Below are 15,582 nucleotides of genomic sequence, written 5' to 3'. Positions count from 1 at the left end.
CCTCAGCTGAGTGTTTCTGCGGCCCACTGCCGCGACCGGCGGGCGCTGTCCCGCGGTGACATCGTCGGCCGGTCGATCTCGATGATCAGCCAGCCGTCGAACGACGACGGGAGCGCATCGAGGATGCCGGCGAGATCGAGCCGGCCGAGGCCGGGCTCCCGTACGATTCCGCGTTCCATGGTCGCCGCGTAGGGAGCAGGATGGGCTCGGCTGTCGGCGGCGACGGCCAGATCGATGTCCTTGAGGTGCAGGTCGACGATGCGGCCGGAGTGCCGGGCGATCATGGCGGCCGGATCGATGCCCGCCCAGGCGAGGTGACCGACGTCGAAGGAGGCGCCGAGCATCCGCTCGTCGATCGCTCCGAGCATGTGCTCGATCTCGGCCTCGGTCTCGATCCAGGTGCCCACATGACTGTGCAGTCCCGCGCGCACGCCCTCCTGCTGCAGGATGCCGGCGGCCTCGGCGAGCACCTCGGTCACGCGGTCGAGCCGGTCGGCACGGAAGTCGGCCCCCACCGCCGCGCTCCGCATCGTGCGCGCCAGGTGCGGCGCCCACACCAGCTCGGGCGCCAGGAAGACCGTGGCGAGGCCGAAATAGTTCGTCTCCTCGGCTTTGCGGCGGATGCCGTCGAACCAGCGCACCCACTCCGGGTTGCCGGGGCGCAGCGTCAGCCCGTGGTCCTCGGGCAGGCGCGCCACCGCGTAGCCCGGCGCCGGGCGGAGCCGCGCGGCGGCGAGCATCCGTTCGTAGTCCTGCAGTGTCTGGTGCGGGAGCACCTCGAGCATCACGTTCTCGAACCCGGCGTCGCGGATCTCGGCCAGCACCCCCGGGTAATCGTCACGGAACCCGGGTTCGTTCAGGAGCCAGCGGTCGATGCTCGCCGGATCGGTGGGGTCGCGGGGGATGTTGAACCACGGGATCGCGTTGAACGCGACGCGCGCCGGCCGCCTCACGCCGGCACCTCGGCCTCGATTCGGCCGGCCGCTGCCCCTGACCCGAGTCGCTCGGCGATGGCGCGCGCGGCGCGCACGGCCGTGATCACACCGGTCAGGGTGGCGTTGCAGACGACGGGCGTGGGGATGACGCCGTTGCCGGCCAGGTAGAGGTTCTCGAACCCCCACACCCTGCCTGCCGGGTCGACCACGCTCGCGCCGTCGTCGACCGGCCCCGAGCGAACGGTGCCGGTCTGGTGCAGCGACGAGCCAGGGGGCAGCACAGCGAGCTCCGTCTCCGGGTCGAAGTCGCCGAAGCCTCGGGCGATCTCCTCGGCCCGCGCCTTCGCGCCGTCGATGAGGGCGCGGTCGGCCGGGGAGTACGTGAACTCGACGGCCACGCGCGGCAGGCCCGCCGCATCCGTCTCGGTGTCGGAGAAGACGAGCCGGTTCGCGGGGGAGGACTCGACGGGGGAGTACACCGAGATGCCGAGCGAGTAGGCGAGCGGCCGGTCGCCGTCGTCGCGGAAGACCGTGCCGGTGAGCTGGCCGTGGAACGGCTGACGAGCGTCGTCGTGCGGCAGCCACAGCGCGTCGGTGGCGAACTCGCCCGGCCGTGCCTGCGGCAGCTCGTCGAGGCTCAGCCCGAACCGATCGAGGTCGATCAGCACGCGGCTCGTGATGAAGGCGTGCTCGTTGAGGTAGCGGCCGAGCGCGGCCGGGCGGATGCCCGACGCGAACAGCAGCTGAGGAGTGCGGATGGCATCGGCGCACACGACGGTGACGCGCGCCGTCAGCTCCCGTTCGGTGCCGTCGCGCGGGTCGCGCACCCGAACGCCCCGCACCTCGCCGTCGGCGTGCAGCAGCTGCGTCGCGAGGGCGTTGTCGAGGAGGGCGAAGCCGTCGTCGTCGCCGGTGGCGAGCGGCGGGAAGATCTCGCTCGGCCCGATGCGGAGCGCCGAGCCGTCGGCCTGCGACCGCACCGCCATGGGCATGGGCTGCGCCGGGCGCGCGCCCTCTGCGTCGAACTGCGCCCGGAGCATCCGCAGCACCTCGGTTCCGACCCGGGTCGGGCCGATCGCCGCCGGGCTGACCGCGAGGATGCGGCGGGCCGTGTCGAGGTTGGCCGCCCACTGCACCGGGTCGCCGTCATCGAAGCACTCGTCGCCGGCCGGCGACGGGGTGGCGGCGGTCCAGTGCACCCCCATGCCGCCCACGTTCCAGGAGAGGGCGGCGGCGGGCATCGCGGCGGCGTCCTCGCCGAAGGCGGCGAGGCGGTAGATGCCGGGTTCGGCCGAGGCGATGCCGTCGTCGAACCCGGCTGCGAGCTCGGCGCCGGCGTACATCGCCTGGATGCCGGAGGACACCCGCGCGTTGTACCGGCCCCACACCGCGGGGTCGGGGCTGTCGTGCAGGTGCAGGCCCGGCACGTCGCCCACCTCGGGTGCGCCGTCGATCATCAGGATGCGCGCGCCCGGGAGCGCTTCGCGAGTGAGGCGAGCGACGCTCGAGCCCATGATCCCGCTTCCGACGATGAGGAGGTCGACGTCGGAGTCGTTCGGATGCGTGGTCATGCGGGTGGTACCTCGGAACTCTCGGTGGGGCTGGATGACGAATAGACGTGGATGGAGTCGGCTGCGGCGGAGCTGCGCGCCCAGCCGGGGTCACGCCCTTGGACGAAGCGCGCGAAGTCGTCGAGCATCCGGCGGGCCGGTCCCGCCGGAACATCGCGGCCGAGAGCGGACTGCGCCGCGCCGGTGGTGCCGAGGAAGAAGGGCACGTCGATGCAGTGCCCGGCGGTGCCGCGCACGGGGCTCACCCAGTCGAAGCGGTACCGCCAGGTGCCGGCCGGGGCGGCGGCGCGGGCCAGCACGGCGCGGGTGCAGGAGGCGTGGATGAGCGCATCCGACAGCGGGTCGTCGGCGTCGGTGGTCGGGACGGGCGAGAACTCGTCTCGCGTGCTGCCGAGGAGGAGCGGCTTGTCGAGGCCGTGCGCGGCGAGGCCCGCCGGGATCGGCAGGGGGAGGAGTTCGTCTCCGTGCACCGGGGCGAAGGCGAGTTCCGCGCGCCCGAACGTCTCCGCCGCCAGGGCGACCGCCGCGGATTGCAGGTCGAGCGCAGGTACGCCGGCCAGGTCGTCGAGGGGCACCCCGCACCGCTCGGCCACGCGGCGGGTGCGCTCCGCTGCCTGACCCGGCGTCGCGGTGTGATCGACCGGCGACAGCGCGATTGCCCGGGCGAACAGGGGCTCTGCCGCGGGAGCCGCGAGGAGCGTCAGCACCGCGCCCGCACCGGCGGACTGCCCGGCGACGGTGACCCGTTCAGGGTCGCCGCCGAAGGCGCGGATGTTCTGCTGCACCCAGCGGAGGGCGCAGAGCCAATCCGACAGGGCGGCGTTGGTTCCGGATGCCGTGCGCCCGAACCCCTCGACGCCCAGCCGGTAGGCGATCGACACGAACACGATGCCGCGGCGGGCGAGCGCCGATCCGTCGTACCAGGGGCTCGCCGCGGAGCCGGCGACGTAGCCGCCGCCGTGGATCCAGACGACCACGGGCGCGCTCGGGCCGGGCCGGTTCTCGCCCAGCGGGGTGAAGACGTTCAGGGTGAGGATGTCGTCGCCGCTGTCGATCGACGGCTCCGGGATGACGGTTTCGGCGTAGGGCCGCCCGCGCTGCGGAGTGGCGCCCCACCGCGTCGCTGCGAACTCGCCCGGAAACGGCGCTCGCGGGCGCGCGGGCGTGAAGCGGAACTCGCCCGCCGGTGTCTCGGCGTACGGGATGCCCCGGAAGACGCCAACCTCGTTGTCGCCGTCGCCGTCGCCGACACGGACACCGCGCACGGTTCCGGCGGCGCAGCTCACCACTGGATCGTTCATGATGCGCCGAACAGGCTCTCTTCGATGGTGTCGAGCGAGGTGCGCATGGCGCCGAGGAGTACCGCCTTGTCGCCGAGCTCGGTCAGCCGGATCTGGGTGTCGGGACTCGTGCGCGCCGCGAACTCCTGCTCGAGGGCGGTGACGAGCGGCAGTCCGATCTCGCTGAAGGCGCCGCCGACCACGAGCACCTCGGGCGACAGCAGACAGGCGATGGCATGGAGCCCCGGCGCGAGGGAGGCCGCGAGCTCGCGCACCTGCACCAGGGCGTCCTCATCGCCCGTTCGAGCCCGCTGGGCGAGATCGAAGGCGCGGATGCCGTCATCCGACCGAGGCGAATCCAGTGCGAGGAGCGGATTGGGGGCCATCGACTCGCCCAGCCCGTAGACCGGCTGCGCCCAGTAGACCTCACCGGCCTGCCCGTGCAGACCCCGGTAGAGCTTGCCGCCGATCACGATACCCACACCCACCCGGCGGCCTTCGGCGAGCACGTACACGTAGTCCGAGGCGGCCTGAGCGCCGCCGCGCCAACCCTCGCCGATCGCCGCGAGCTTGGCGTCGTTCTCGGTCATCACCGCGCACGGGAAGAGATCGGCCAGGGCGCCGGAGACCGAGAACCCCGACCAGTCGACGACACCGGGACCGGTCGCGCCGACGGCGCCCTTCAGCTCGACGATGCCGTCGTCTTTCACGACGCCCATCGTGGAGACCGTGGCGGCCGCGACCTTGCCCCCGTCGATGCCCGTGGTGCGGTACAGCGCGGTCACCGCGTCGCGCACACGCTCGAGGCGTTCGGAGCGGGTCGTCGCGGCACTCACGCGTTCGGTCCACGAGCCGAGCGGCCGGCCGTAGAGGTCGCAGACCATGACGTCGACGCTGTCCTGCGCGATCTGCACCGCCACGCCGTAGGCGTGCTGCGCCTCGAACGCGAAGGTGCGGGCCGGGCGGCCGGCTCCGCCCGCCTTGGTTCGGGCGATCTCCGAGGCCTGCCCGTTCGCCACGAGCTCGTCGAGGATGAGTTCGACGGTGCGCCGCGACAGACCGGTGCGCTCGGTCAGCTCGGTCAGGGTGGCCGACCGGTGCCGGTGCAGCTCCCGCAGGGTGGTGGCCGTGTTGAGTCGTCGCATGGTGGCGGGGTCGACCGGTCCGACTGTGCTCATGACGCTTCATCCCTTCGTTCGAGGCGGTGCCCGATCATTTCAGCCCGACCGATGCAATGCCCTGGATGAAGTATTTCTGCAAAGCGAGGAACAACAGCAGCACGGGCAGCAGCACGAGCAGCGAGCCGGCGAGCAGGATGCCGTAGTCCACCGTCTCGGTGCCCTGGCTCATGGCCGACAAGGCGACCGGGAGGGTGTAGCGATCGGAGGTCTGGGCGACGATCAGCGGCCAGAGGAAGCCGTTCCAGGAGGCGAGGAAGGCCAGCAGGGCCTGGGTGGCGATCGCCGGGCGCGACAGCGGCAGGAAGATGGTGTGGAACAGGCGGAACTCCCCGGCGCCGTCCAGCCGCGCCGCCTCGAACAACTCGTCCGGGATCGACTCGGCGAACTGCCGCATGATGAAGACCTGGAGGGGCAGGACGAGCATCGGCAACGCGATGCCGGCCAGCGTGTCGATGAGTCCGAGTTTGGCGACCACCACGAATTGCGGCACGAAGATGGCGGTGAACGGGATCATCATCGACGCCAGGATGGCGCCGAACACGATCCGCTTGCCGGAGAAGTTCAGCTTGGCCAGGGCGTACCCCACCATCGAGGCGAGCACCACGTTGCCGAGCACGACGGCCGCGGCCACGATGACGGAGTTCAGTCCGTAGCCGAGGAAGCTTCCGTCGGCGAGCAGGGCCGAGAAGTTCTCGAACGTCGGATTGCTCGGGAACCACGCGCCCGGATCGGCGAGAATCTCGCCCGTGCTCCGGAAGGCGCCGGCGAGCACCCAGAGGAAGGGCGCCAGCACCACCACGAGAGCCACGCAGAGGACGGCGTAGAGCGCCCCGACGCGGAAGCCGGAGGCGAGTTTTCGAGTCGATGTCGTCGCGCTCATCGGTCCTTGTTTCTCAGGAGGCGGAACTGCACGACGCTCAGGACGGCGACGATCAGCACCATGACGTAGGAGGACGCGGCGGCCAGGCCCAGGTTGCCGAACCCGAACTGGTCGAAGGTGAACAGTCCGAGCGTCACCGTCGAGTCGAGCGGTCCGCCGTCGGTGAGGAGGTAGGGCACCTCGAACACCTGCAGGAAGAAGATGCACAGCAGCACCGACACGAGCAGTGTCGTGGGCCGCAACATCGGCCAGGTGATGGAGACGAGGGTGCGCCACCGGCCGGCGCCGTCGAGGGCGGCCGCTTCGTAGACATCCTCGGGGATGGCCTGGAGGCCGGCCAGGTACAGCACCATCGCCGTCCCGAAGTTCAGCCAGATGCCGAGCAGGAGGATGACGGCCAGCGCGACCGAGGGATCGCCGAGCCAGTTGGGACCCGCGATGCCGACGAGTTCGAGCATCGAGTTGACCGGGCCCCGGGCGTTGAAGGCGTACTGCCAGATGGTGGCGACGGCCACGATGTTCGTGACGACGGGCACGTAGAACGCGGCGCGGAAGAAGCGTCGGAACTTGGGGATGCCGCTGTTCAGGGCGACCGCGAGGAGGAAGCCGATGACGAGGGTGATCGGCACCCCGACCACCACGTAGATCGCCGTGTTCGCGATGGAGCGGAGGAACCGCTGATCGCCGAACAACTCGACGAAGTTCGCCAGCCCCACGAAGCTCACCTGGAACGGGTTGCGGAGATCGGTCGAGCGCATGTCGGTGAACCCGACCACGAGCGAGATGAGGATGGGGGCCGCCGTGAAGATGAGGAACACCGCTATGAACGGCAGGCTGAGTATCCAGCCGGCGGAGTTCTGCCGGCCCGTCACGCCCTGCTGGGAGCGCCGGCGGGCCGGCGCTCCCAGCAGGGGTCGGTGGGACTGGAGCATCGACTACCGTCCGACGCCGATGCTGTTCGCCTGCGACTGGGCCTCGGCGAGCACGTCGTCGACGGAGGCTCCGCCTCGGATCAGTTTCTCGGCCTGACCACCGAGCATCTTGGTGATCTGGTCCCAGGTCGAGACGCTCGGCGATGCGCCGGCCGTGGCCATCTGGGTGAAGAACGGCTCGAGGTACGGGTCGCTCGTGAGCCCGCCCTTCTCCCAGGCGGAGGTGCGCGGCGGAAGGCTGCCGAATCCGGCGTACTGCTCCAATTCGGTGTCGACCTGGCCGAGGTAGCGCACGACCTTCCACGCGGAGTCGGCGTTGTCGGAGGACTCGGAGACCGTCCATCCGCCACCGACCAGCGTCCCGATGCTTCCGCCCGGGCCGGCCGGCAGCACGGAGACCCCGAGGTGCTCGTCGACCCACTGCTCGCTGGCCGCCTGCTTGAGCTGGGTCAGCACCCACGGTCCGGTGACGAGGGAGCCGACCTGGCCGGAGATGAACGTCGACACCTGGTCGAGGAAGGCGGGACCGTCGGGGGAGGTCAGCCCGTCTTGGAACAGGTCGCGGTACTGCTCCAGGGCGGCGTGCATCTCCGGCGTGTCCATCTGCCACTCCGTGCCGTCGTCGGAGAGCAGCTGGGCTCCCGCACTCAGCCCGAGGGTCGAAAGGAACAGGCCGGTCTCGCTGCCCCAGGAGACGTCGCTGCCGAAGGGCTGTGCTGCGCCGCCGGCGCGGAGGCCCTCCAGGAACGGCACCCAGTCCTGCCAGGTCTCCGGTGCCTGCACGCCGCCCGCCTTCGCCAGGTCGGCGCGGTACACGATGAGTCGCACGTTGTTGTACCAGGGCACCAGGTACTGCGTGCCGTCGATCTGGCCGAGTGCCAGCGTGCCGGGGAAGAAGTCGCTCTCATCGACCAGGCCGTCCGGCACCGGCGACCAGGTTCCGCTCAGGAGGCTGCCGTCGGCCTTCACCAGCGCGATGTCGGGCAGGGTGTCGGAAGCGATGGCGGCCTGGATCTTCTGGGAGTACTCGTTCACCGGGATGAGGGTGACGGTGATCTCCGCGTCGGGGTTGTCGGAGCGGAAACCGTTCAGCAGCGTGTCGAGATAGTTGGCGTCGCCGCTCGGCGCCCAGATGTCGATGGTGCCGGTCGCCGGGCTGTCGTCGATCGCTGCCGCCGCCGTGGCCGCCGGACTCGCCGGGGCGTCGGCGCGCCCGCACGCCGTGAGCACGAGCGCGGCCGATGCCACGGCGAGTATTCCGACCACCCGCATCGGCAATCGGCTTGAGAGTCTGACCATTCGGGTTCTCCATCGTTCAATCGGGAATGTGACGTTGTGGGAACATTATGCGAGAACCGCCCGTAATACAATCATGGAAATCGGGATTTAGCATTCTCGAAACATGCGCGCAAAATAAGGCCATCCGGGGCGGACTTGGTCCAGCGCTGTTCGCGGGCCCGGGGGCGCGCTCTGGTTTCAGGATTAACGCCCTAAATTGCGGATGCGCGGGCCGCGAGCAGGGCGCGGTTGAGCTCCACCAGCTCGGCCTGCCCCACTGCCGGGCCGAGCGCCGCGGCGGCCACCGGTGGCAGGGGATCGGCTTGGTAGCTGATGAACGGACTGACCAGAAACGGCAGGGCGGCGAGCAGAAGACCGCTGGTACGTGGATCGTCGAGCAGGGAGCGCACGCTGTCCGCGACGACCGGGTCATCGGGCGCGAAGCCCGCCCTGCTGGGGGCGGCGAGCAGTCCGGCCTCGCGTTGGGTTCGCTGGTGCGCCACCGCCAGGTGCTCGCGGCCGACCGGGCCGTCGACCGGGAGGCCGAGGCGCGTGAACTGCTCGGCCGGGGCATCGGTGTCGCGCATCGCCTCGACGAGGAGACCGAGCATCCGCAGTTCGAGCTCGTCGTCGTCGAGCGGCGAGAGCTGCTGCGGATCGTTCTGCAGATCGAAGAGCAAGGTGCCGAACACCCACGGGCTCCCGGTCGACACGGCCGGGATGCGCAGCACGGGTGCTCCCTTGGTGAAGGGCAGTGGTTCGACGAGCTCGGCGCGCGCGAGCTCCGCGGTGGTGAACGCCCCCTGCAGGCGGGTGGGCATCAGCGTGTACTCGGCGAGCGGCTGGTTCTCGCGGGTGGCCGACGAGCGCATGTAGACGTAGCGGCCGTCGGTGACGTTCACGTGGCCGCCGTGGTTGCCGAACAGGGCGACGTCGTGCGCCGGGGCCGATTCCCGCCCGCCGAGCATCGGACCGATCGGCCGCCCTTGCATGTCGGCCGTGAGCGGCACGTCGAAGAACTCGAGCAGGGTGGGGCCGAGGTCGATGGTCTGCACCAGGCCGTCGAAGCGCTGTCCGGCGCCGCCGTGCCTGGGGTCCCAGACGAACAGGGGCACGTGGATGTTCTCCTCGTACCAGGGCTGCACCATCTTGCCCCACCACTCGTGCTCGCCGAGCAGCAGGCCGTGGTCGGTGCAGACGATGAGCATCGTGTCGTCCCAGAGCCCGAACTCGTCGAAGGCGTCGAGGACGCGGCCGAGCGAATCGTCGCACTGCCGCACCAGCGCGCGGTAGGCACTCGTGTAGTCGAGCGAGGGGTCGTCGTCGGAGACGCGCTTGTAGCTCGGCCAGTCGTTCGCCGGGTCGGTGCCGGAAGCGCCGGACGCGTCGGCATCGCTGCTGCGGAAGCGCGGGGCGGCCGTGAACGGCTCGTGCGGGTCGAAACCCTCCAACTGGAGGAACCAGCGGTCGTCGCCGTGGTTCGCGGAGATGAACTCGAGCCCGGCGTCGAAGGTGAGCGTCTGCGGGTGATCCTCTTCGCGGGCCGTGTAGCGGCGGTTGATCTGATCGTGCCGCCAGAGGGTGCCGCCGCGCGAACCCGCGACCGGGTCGGGGTCGCGCACGATCCCCTTCCAGGTGTCGCCCTCCTGCCCGCGGATGAACTCGTACGACCGGAACCGGCCGTGGTAGGTCGCTCCGCCGTCGCCCCAGTAGTGCTTGTGATCGGTCACTAGGTGCGTGTACACCCCGGCCGCGCCGAGGAGGGCCGGGACCGAGTCGTCGAACGGCTCGAGCGGCCCCCAGGCGCGATGCAGGAAGTTGTACCGCCCGGTGTGCAGCTCGCGCCGCGCCGGCATGCACGGCATCGAACCCGCGTAACAGCGGTCGAACGTCACCGACCGGGCCTGCAGCCGGGAGAAGTTCGGCAGCTCATCCGCTCCCCCGTAGGCCGGCAGGTACCGCCGGTTCAACGTGTCGAACATGACCATGACTGCTCTCACGACGCGGGGCCCCTCCGGTGATGGAATTTAGGGCGATGGTAGCGTAATTACGGATTCGAGGTGACCTCGTCGAGGAACGCGACGGTGTCCTCCAGTGCGCTCTGCGCATCCGCGTAGTCGAGATGGAACTGGTATTCGTGCGGCAGCGCGGGCTCGTGGTCGTGCGGCCAGAACACCGGCGTCACCGGAACGTCGAGCGACTGCAGGCGCTGCGCCATCGGCACCGACTGCAGCCAGGTGAGGTCGTCGCCGTTGCCGCCGCTGATGTAGGTGGGCGGGAAATCGCTCGTGACGAAGTCGATCGTCGACATGGTCGAGCCGGCGTAGGTCGCCGACCAGTCCTTCGTTCCGGTGTAGGCCCAGAGCGCGGTCTTGAAACCCCAGGATGCGATGCCGGTGAGATCGGCCATCCGCTGCAGGTCGTACACGCCGCAGTTGAGCACCATGCCCCGCACGTTCTCGGGAGCGAGGGCGGGAGTGATGCCGAGCAGCCCCGCGTACTGCGGGTTGGTGATCAGTGCGCCGAGCTGACTGGCCAGCTGAGCGCCGGCGGAATCGCCCGCGAGCACGATGCGGTCGGGGTCGACGCGCAGCTCGCCGGCGTGATCGACGATGTAGCCGAGCGCCGTGTTGAGCTGGGTCACCGCCGTGGGGTAGGTCGCCTCGGGGCCGACGGTGTAGTTCAGGGCGATCGTGGTGTAGCCCCGTGCGGCGAGGATCTGGAGGTACGGCTCGACGTTGCTCGCCTGCCCCGAGATCCAGGCGCCACCGTGAATCCACACCACCGTGGGCAAGGCGTCGCCGCCGCCGGTGGGCGAGTAGGCGGCAAAGGTGGTGTCGGGGGAGCCGTCGGCATACGCGAAGTCGCCGAGCGCATCCACACCGGTCGACGGCACGTACGGTGTCATCTCGGCGACGGTGTCGGCGGCTCCCTTGGCGAAGACGCTGCGGATGAGCAGCGCCGCCGGCCAGGGCGTCGCCTGCACCACCACCGCGACGGCGAGCGCGACCACCACCACCGCGAGCACCCACCGCAGCCACCGCTGCCCGAACAGGCTCTGACGAACCATGCCACCCTCCCCCGAAAGTGTCGTCGACGACAGTTCCGACTCTAGGGGGAGGCGGGCCGGATGCGCGTGCGAAATCGTTGACGAAGGCGTACGTTCGATCGCGCCGCCGGCGTCGCCCGCTTCCGCTCGACCGAACGACCGGCGATATGGAGGTGCGACGTGGCAGACAAGACCGATACGGCGCAGGGGGCGTCCTCGCCCAAGAGCGTCCGGAGCCTGGTCCCGGCAAGGATGGACCGGTTGCCGTGGACGAGGTTCCACTGGATGGTCGTGTTCGGGCTCGGGGTGTCGTGGATCCTCGACGGACTCGAGATCCAGATCATCGCCTCGAACGGGTTCCAGAAGTCGCTCGAGATGGACTCGGCCCAGGTCGGGCTCGCCGGAACCATCTACCTCGTCGGGCAGGTCGTCGGCGCACTCGTGTTCGGCCGGCTCTCCGACAAATGGGGCCGCAAGAAGCTGTTCATCATCACCCTCGCCATCTACCTCGTGGGTTCGGCGGCGGCGGGCTTCTCGCCGAACATGGAGTTCCTGTTCGTGATGCGGTTCATCGCCGGCCTCGGCATCGGTGGTGAGTACGCCGCCATCAATTCGGCCATCGACGAGCTCATCCCGAGCCACTACCGCGGCCGGGTCGACATCGCCATCAACGGCACCTACTGGGCCGGCGCCGCGCTCGGCTCGGTGGCGAACCTGTTCTTCCTGAACCCCGACAACTTCGCCGAGAACATCGGCTGGCGGCTCGCGTTCTTCATCGGCCCGGTACTCGGTCTGGTGATGATCTACATGCGCCGGCACATCCCGGAGAGCCCGCGCTGGCTGATGACGCACGGCAAAGAGGATGTCGCCGAGAAGACGGTCGACGACATCGAGGCCCGGGTGGAGAAGGAGTCGGGCAAGAAGCTCGACCCGGTGCCCGAGGACCAGTCGATCGAGGTGCAGCCACTCGACCGCATCCCGTTCAAGAAGATCGCCAGCGTGCTCATCCGCGACTACCCCAACCGCACGGTGGTGGGGCTGACGATGATGATCACGCAGTCGTTCCTCTACAACGCCATCTTCTTCACCTACGCGCTGGCGCTGCAGAACTTCTACGGGGTCGAGAACGACGCGGTGCAGTACTTCTTCTTCCCGTTCGCCATCGGCAACCTGCTCGGGCCGCTCGTGCTCGGGCACCTGTTCGACACCATCGGGCGGCGCAAGATGATCCTCGCCACCTACGGGCTCGCGGGCATCATCCTCACCATCTCGGGCTTCCTGTTCCAGGCCGACGTGCTGAACGCCACCACGCAGACCGTGTTCTGGTGCGTCGCGTTCTTCTTCGCCAGCGCGGGCGCGTCGAGCGCCTACCTCACGGTGAGCGAGCTGTTCCCGCTCGAGATGCGGTCGCAGGTCATCTCCTACTTCTTCTCGATCGGGCAGATCGCCGGATCGGTGGCGCCGCTGCTGTTCGCGTCGCTGATCGGCGACGGGGAGGATCGCGGGCCCATCACCATCGGCTACATCGGCGCGGGCCTGCTGATGCTCGCGGGCGGGATCGTGGCCTTCATCTTCGGTGTCAACGCCGAGCGCAAACCGCTCGAGGCCATCACGAGCCCGCTCTCGGCCGTCTCGCCCGGCAAGGTCAAGGTGGAGGGGGAGCGCACCACCCGCGAGCGCGCCTCCCGCACCTGACCCGCGGTCGCCCGTCGGCAACAATTCTTACCATGGAGAAACAATAGTTTCACTATGCGTGTTATTGTTGCCGTCGGGAGGTGCCGATGGATCTGTCGATGGGCGTAAAGGCCATCATCCCGAGCCTCGAAGGCGACGTCTACCGCGTTCTCGCCCGCACCACGACTCCGCTTTCCGGGCTGCGCGTGGCGGAGCTGGCGGGAACGGCTTCGGCGCCGGGCATCCGCAATGCGCTGGCCCGACTGCTCCGCCAGGGCACGGTTCTCGCGACCCGGGCAGGATCCTCGACGATGTATGTGGCAAATCGCGACCACATCCTCTGGCCGGCCATCGAGCAGGCGATGGCCGCGGCCGAGCATCCGGTCGCCGCGCTGGCCGAGCGGATGGTGCGACTGGCGAGAACGCATGACGAACCGGGGCGTGAGGTGCCCGCAACGATCGCGATCTATGGGTCGGTGGCGCGAGGGACGACTGGGCCCGACAGTGATGTCGATGTTGTGGCGGTCTTCCCGACGCCCGGAATCACCGCGGCCGATCAGGAACTCGTCGATGAAATGCAGGCCAGGGTTCCGCTCTGGACGGGCAACGACTGCAACGTGTACGCCATTTCCGCCGAAGGTCTAGCCGAGCTGGTCGATCGTGGAGACCCGATCGTCGATTCATGGCTGACCGAATCGATGACAGTGTCCGGCCCCGACCTCGGTGACCTGATCCGAAAACTGACCGGCCGACGCGACCGGTCGACGCGCGCATGAGAACCACGCGGATGAGCCTCAGCGACTGCCGTGAGCGAGCGGCGACGGCTCGGCTGCACGTCGAGCTCGCGGGGCTCGCGCTGCCGGACCCTGCCGTCACGCAGCCATCAGAGGGAGCTCAGGTGGCGGCATCGAACGCGATCCTCGGTGGCATCGCCGCGGCCGACGCGATCTGCGGCCATGCAATCGGCGAGCGATCGAGCGGTCAGGGTCACAAGGAGGCGGTGGATCTGCTCGCAACGGTTCTTCCGGATGGGCCCGCACTGGCTAAGAAGCTCGGCCGGCTTCTCGCGGACAAGACCCAGCTCCAATACGGCGGATTCTGCACGCGGGCGACGGCGGTGCAGATGCTCGGGTACGCCACCGACCTGGTTGCAGCGGTCGACAAGCGTCCGACCCTGCGGTGATGCGAGCGCCGCGGCGCGGTGCGGTGGGGTTGACTGGGGTGGTGAGCGACTGGGTCGAGAGCGTGATGTGGTGGCAGGTATATCCGCTCGGCTTCGTGGGGGCGCCGATCCGGCCCGAGCAGGCGGAGACGGACGTGGTGCACCGGCTCGGGCGCATCGAGGGGTGGCTCGACCACCTCGTCGAGCTGGGCCTGAACGGGCTGCTGCTCGGCCCGGTGTTCGCGTCCGAGACCCACGGCTACGACACGGTCGACCACTTCCGCATCGACCCGCGGCTCGGTGACGACGGCGACTTCGACCGGCTCGTGGGCGCGGCACACGAGCGCGGCATCCGGGTGCTGCTCGACGGCGTGTTCAACCACGTGGGGCGCGGGCATCCGGCGTTCCAGCGGCTCGAGCGGGAGGGGCCGGGCGCGGAGACCGCGCAGCTCTTCCGGGTGCGCTGGGACGACTGGGCGCCGGGCCGGGAGGTCGACGCCGACGTGTTCGAAGGGCACCGCGAACTCGTGGCGCTCGACCACTCCTCGCCGGCGGTCGACGATCTCGTGGTCGACGTCATGACCCACTGGCTCGACCGCGGCATCGACGGCTGGCGCCTCGACGCCGCCTACGCGGTGCCGCCCGCGTTCTGGGCGCGGGTGCTGCCGCGGGTGCGGGAGGCGCATCCGGAGGCCTGGATGCTCGGCGAGGTCATCCACGGCGACGCGACCGCCATCGTGCGGGAGTCGACCATCGACTCGCTCACCCAGTACGAGCTCTGGCAGGGCACCTGGCACGCCATCGCCGACCGCAACCTGTTCGAGCTGAAGCACGCCATCGAGCGGCACGACGAGCTGCTCGCCGCATTCGTGCCGCAGACGTTCGTCGGCAACCACGACGTCACCCGCATCGCCTCGGCGGTCGGCGCCGAGTTCGTGCCGCACACCCTCGCGGTGCTGTTCGCGGTGGCCGGCGTCCCCTCGGTCTACGCGGGCGACGAGTACGGTTACACCGGCGTCAAGGAGCAGCGCCTCGGTGGCGACGACGCCGTGCGCCCCGAGTTCCCGTCGGCGCCGCCCGCCGTCGAGACGCTGTCGGCGGATGCGCGGCGCATCCTCGACGCCCACCGCACCCTCATCGCGGCGCGACGGCAGCGGCCGTGGCTGTGGCGGGCGCACACCGACGTGCTGCACGTCGCCAACACGGCGCTCGTGCTGCGCACCGGCACGGGCAGTGGCGCGGTGGTGGTGGCGCTCAACCTCGGCGACGACGCGGTCACCCTGCCCGTCGCCGACGCGCGGGAGCTGCTCGCGGGCGAGGCCGAGCTGCAGGGCGGCCGGGCCACGCTCGGCCCGCGCGGTCACGCCGTCTGGGCTGCCTGACGGCCTACGACTTCATTCGTGCCGCCCCGTGGGCGGTCGGGTTCGGGCGGTACTAGCCGGCGTCCGCGTCGGCGCCCCGACCCGGCCGGAAGGCGGCGTCGTCGCGCACGTCGATCCGCTTCGTGCCCTCGGCGGTCTCGGAGACCTCGATGCGCGGTGCGGCATCCTCAGGCCCCGACTTCGGGGCGGTGGTGAGTTGCTCGGTGCGCTTGCGCTCGTCGTCGCTGTCCATGGCTCCATCCAACTCCCCATCGACGT

Annotated in this window: 14 protein-coding genes; 4 read left to right on the top strand and 10 right to left on the bottom strand. The window is 69.9% G+C overall.

The window, feature by feature from the left end; genetic code table 11:
- Positions 1-2 precede the first annotated feature (2 nt).
- The 9 genes from AC3WLB_RS22050 to AC3WLB_RS22010 all read right to left on the bottom strand — a co-directional run bounded on the left by AC3WLB_RS22050 (position 3) and on the right by AC3WLB_RS22010 (position 11,127).
- Positions 3-953 (bottom strand): sugar phosphate isomerase/epimerase family protein, encoded by a 951-nt coding sequence (locus AC3WLB_RS22050; RefSeq protein WP_492509739.1) that lies wholly within the window; start codon positions 951-953, stop codon positions 3-5.
- Positions 950-2,506: a GMC oxidoreductase gene (locus AC3WLB_RS22045; protein ID WP_492509737.1), complete on the bottom strand. Its 1,557-nt coding sequence runs from the start codon at positions 2,504-2,506 to the stop codon at positions 950-952. Before AC3WLB_RS22045 ends, AC3WLB_RS22050 begins: the two co-directional genes overlap by 4 nt.
- Positions 2,503-3,807 (bottom strand): carboxylesterase family protein, encoded by a 1,305-nt coding sequence (locus AC3WLB_RS22040; protein ID WP_492509735.1) that lies wholly within the window; start codon positions 3,805-3,807, stop codon positions 2,503-2,505. The genes AC3WLB_RS22045 and AC3WLB_RS22040 overlap by 4 nt, the downstream gene beginning before the upstream one ends.
- A complete protein-coding gene (locus tag AC3WLB_RS22035) occupies positions 3,804-4,964 on the bottom strand; it encodes an ROK family transcriptional regulator (protein WP_492509733.1) in 1,161 nt (386 codons plus the stop codon). Before AC3WLB_RS22035 ends, AC3WLB_RS22040 begins: the two co-directional genes overlap by 4 nt.
- Before the next feature lie 34 nt (positions 4,965-4,998).
- A complete protein-coding gene (locus AC3WLB_RS22030; RefSeq protein WP_492509731.1) occupies positions 4,999-5,847 on the bottom strand; it encodes a carbohydrate ABC transporter permease in 849 nt (282 codons plus the stop codon).
- On the bottom strand, positions 5,844-6,779 hold the full coding sequence (locus AC3WLB_RS22025; protein ID WP_492509729.1) for a carbohydrate ABC transporter permease: 936 nt from the start codon (positions 6,777-6,779) through the stop codon (positions 5,844-5,846). Before AC3WLB_RS22025 ends, AC3WLB_RS22030 begins: the two co-directional genes overlap by 4 nt.
- A gap of 3 nt (positions 6,780-6,782) precedes the next feature.
- On the bottom strand, positions 6,783-8,078 hold the full coding sequence (locus AC3WLB_RS22020) for an extracellular solute-binding protein (RefSeq protein ID WP_492509727.1): 1,296 nt from the start codon (positions 8,076-8,078) through the stop codon (positions 6,783-6,785).
- A gap of 191 nt (positions 8,079-8,269) precedes the next feature.
- Positions 8,270-10,039: a sulfatase family protein gene (locus AC3WLB_RS22015; protein ID WP_492509725.1), complete on the bottom strand. Its 1,770-nt coding sequence runs from the start codon at positions 10,037-10,039 to the stop codon at positions 8,270-8,272.
- A gap of 65 nt (positions 10,040-10,104) precedes the next feature.
- Complete coding sequence (locus AC3WLB_RS22010; protein WP_492509723.1) at positions 10,105-11,127, bottom strand: alpha/beta hydrolase; 1,023 nt, start codon at positions 11,125-11,127, stop codon at positions 10,105-10,107.
- A gap of 231 nt (positions 11,128-11,358) precedes the next feature.
- Between AC3WLB_RS22010 and AC3WLB_RS22005 the strand changes: the two genes are divergently transcribed.
- The 4 genes from AC3WLB_RS22005 to AC3WLB_RS21990 all read left to right on the top strand — a co-directional run bounded on the left by AC3WLB_RS22005 (position 11,359) and on the right by AC3WLB_RS21990 (position 15,324).
- Positions 11,359-12,801 (top strand): MFS transporter, encoded by a 1,443-nt coding sequence (locus AC3WLB_RS22005; RefSeq protein WP_492509790.1) that lies wholly within the window; start codon positions 11,359-11,361, stop codon positions 12,799-12,801.
- A gap of 86 nt (positions 12,802-12,887) precedes the next feature.
- Positions 12,888-13,556: a nucleotidyltransferase domain-containing protein gene (locus AC3WLB_RS22000; protein ID WP_492509721.1), complete on the top strand. Its 669-nt coding sequence runs from the start codon at positions 12,888-12,890 to the stop codon at positions 13,554-13,556.
- Between the two features lie 11 nt (positions 13,557-13,567).
- Entirely contained in the window at positions 13,568-13,963 is a 396-nt protein-coding gene (locus AC3WLB_RS21995) for a hypothetical protein (protein WP_022895549.1), read from the top strand.
- A gap of 41 nt (positions 13,964-14,004) precedes the next feature.
- Complete coding sequence (locus tag AC3WLB_RS21990; protein WP_492509719.1) at positions 14,005-15,324, top strand: alpha-amylase family glycosyl hydrolase; 1,320 nt, start codon at positions 14,005-14,007, stop codon at positions 15,322-15,324.
- A 52-nt stretch (positions 15,325-15,376) separates the two neighbouring features.
- Here the strand turns inward: AC3WLB_RS21990 and AC3WLB_RS21985 are convergent, their stop codons facing one another.
- On the bottom strand, positions 15,377-15,556 hold the full coding sequence (locus tag AC3WLB_RS21985) for a hypothetical protein (RefSeq protein WP_022898881.1): 180 nt from the start codon (positions 15,554-15,556) through the stop codon (positions 15,377-15,379).
- Between the last annotated feature and the right edge of the window lie 26 nt (positions 15,557-15,582).

This window comes from Herbiconiux sp. FW305-C-125 (genome assembly GCF_058783455.1).
The sequence above is the reverse complement of the archived record's forward strand: the minus strand, read 5'-3'. Positions and strand labels throughout refer to the sequence as shown.

What these genes read in the sequence shown, in the direction of transcription:
- AC3WLB_RS22005 (WP_492509790.1), top strand. Translation starts at nt 11,359, where the DNA reads ATGGACCGGTTGCCGTGGACGAGGTTCCACTGGATGGTCGTGTTCGGG.
- AC3WLB_RS21985 (WP_022898881.1), bottom strand. Translation starts at nt 15,556, where the DNA reads ATGGACAGCGACGACGAGCGCAAGCGCACCGAGCAACTCACCACCGCC.
- AC3WLB_RS22020 (WP_492509727.1), bottom strand. Translation starts at nt 8,078, where the DNA reads ATGGTCAGACTCTCAAGCCGATTGCCGATGCGGGTGGTCGGAATACTC.
- AC3WLB_RS22015 (WP_492509725.1), bottom strand. Translation starts at nt 10,039, where the DNA reads ATGTTCGACACGTTGAACCGGCGGTACCTGCCGGCCTACGGGGGAGCG.
- AC3WLB_RS22035 (WP_492509733.1), bottom strand. Translation starts at nt 4,964, where the DNA reads ATGAGCACAGTCGGACCGGTCGACCCCGCCACCATGCGACGACTCAAC.
- AC3WLB_RS22025 (WP_492509729.1), bottom strand. Translation starts at nt 6,779, where the DNA reads ATGCTCCAGTCCCACCGACCCCTGCTGGGAGCGCCGGCCCGCCGGCGC.
- AC3WLB_RS22040 (WP_492509735.1), bottom strand. Translation starts at nt 3,807, where the DNA reads ATGAACGATCCAGTGGTGAGCTGCGCCGCCGGAACCGTGCGCGGTGTC.
- AC3WLB_RS22000 (WP_492509721.1), top strand. Translation starts at nt 12,888, where the DNA reads ATGGATCTGTCGATGGGCGTAAAGGCCATCATCCCGAGCCTCGAAGGC.
- AC3WLB_RS22030 (WP_492509731.1), bottom strand. Translation starts at nt 5,847, where the DNA reads ATGAGCGCGACGACATCGACTCGAAAACTCGCCTCCGGCTTCCGCGTC.
- AC3WLB_RS22010 (WP_492509723.1), bottom strand. Translation starts at nt 11,127, where the DNA reads ATGGTTCGTCAGAGCCTGTTCGGGCAGCGGTGGCTGCGGTGGGTGCTC.
- AC3WLB_RS21995 (WP_022895549.1), top strand. Translation starts at nt 13,568, where the DNA reads ATGAGCCTCAGCGACTGCCGTGAGCGAGCGGCGACGGCTCGGCTGCAC.
- AC3WLB_RS22045 (WP_492509737.1), bottom strand. Translation starts at nt 2,506, where the DNA reads ATGACCACGCATCCGAACGACTCCGACGTCGACCTCCTCATCGTCGGA.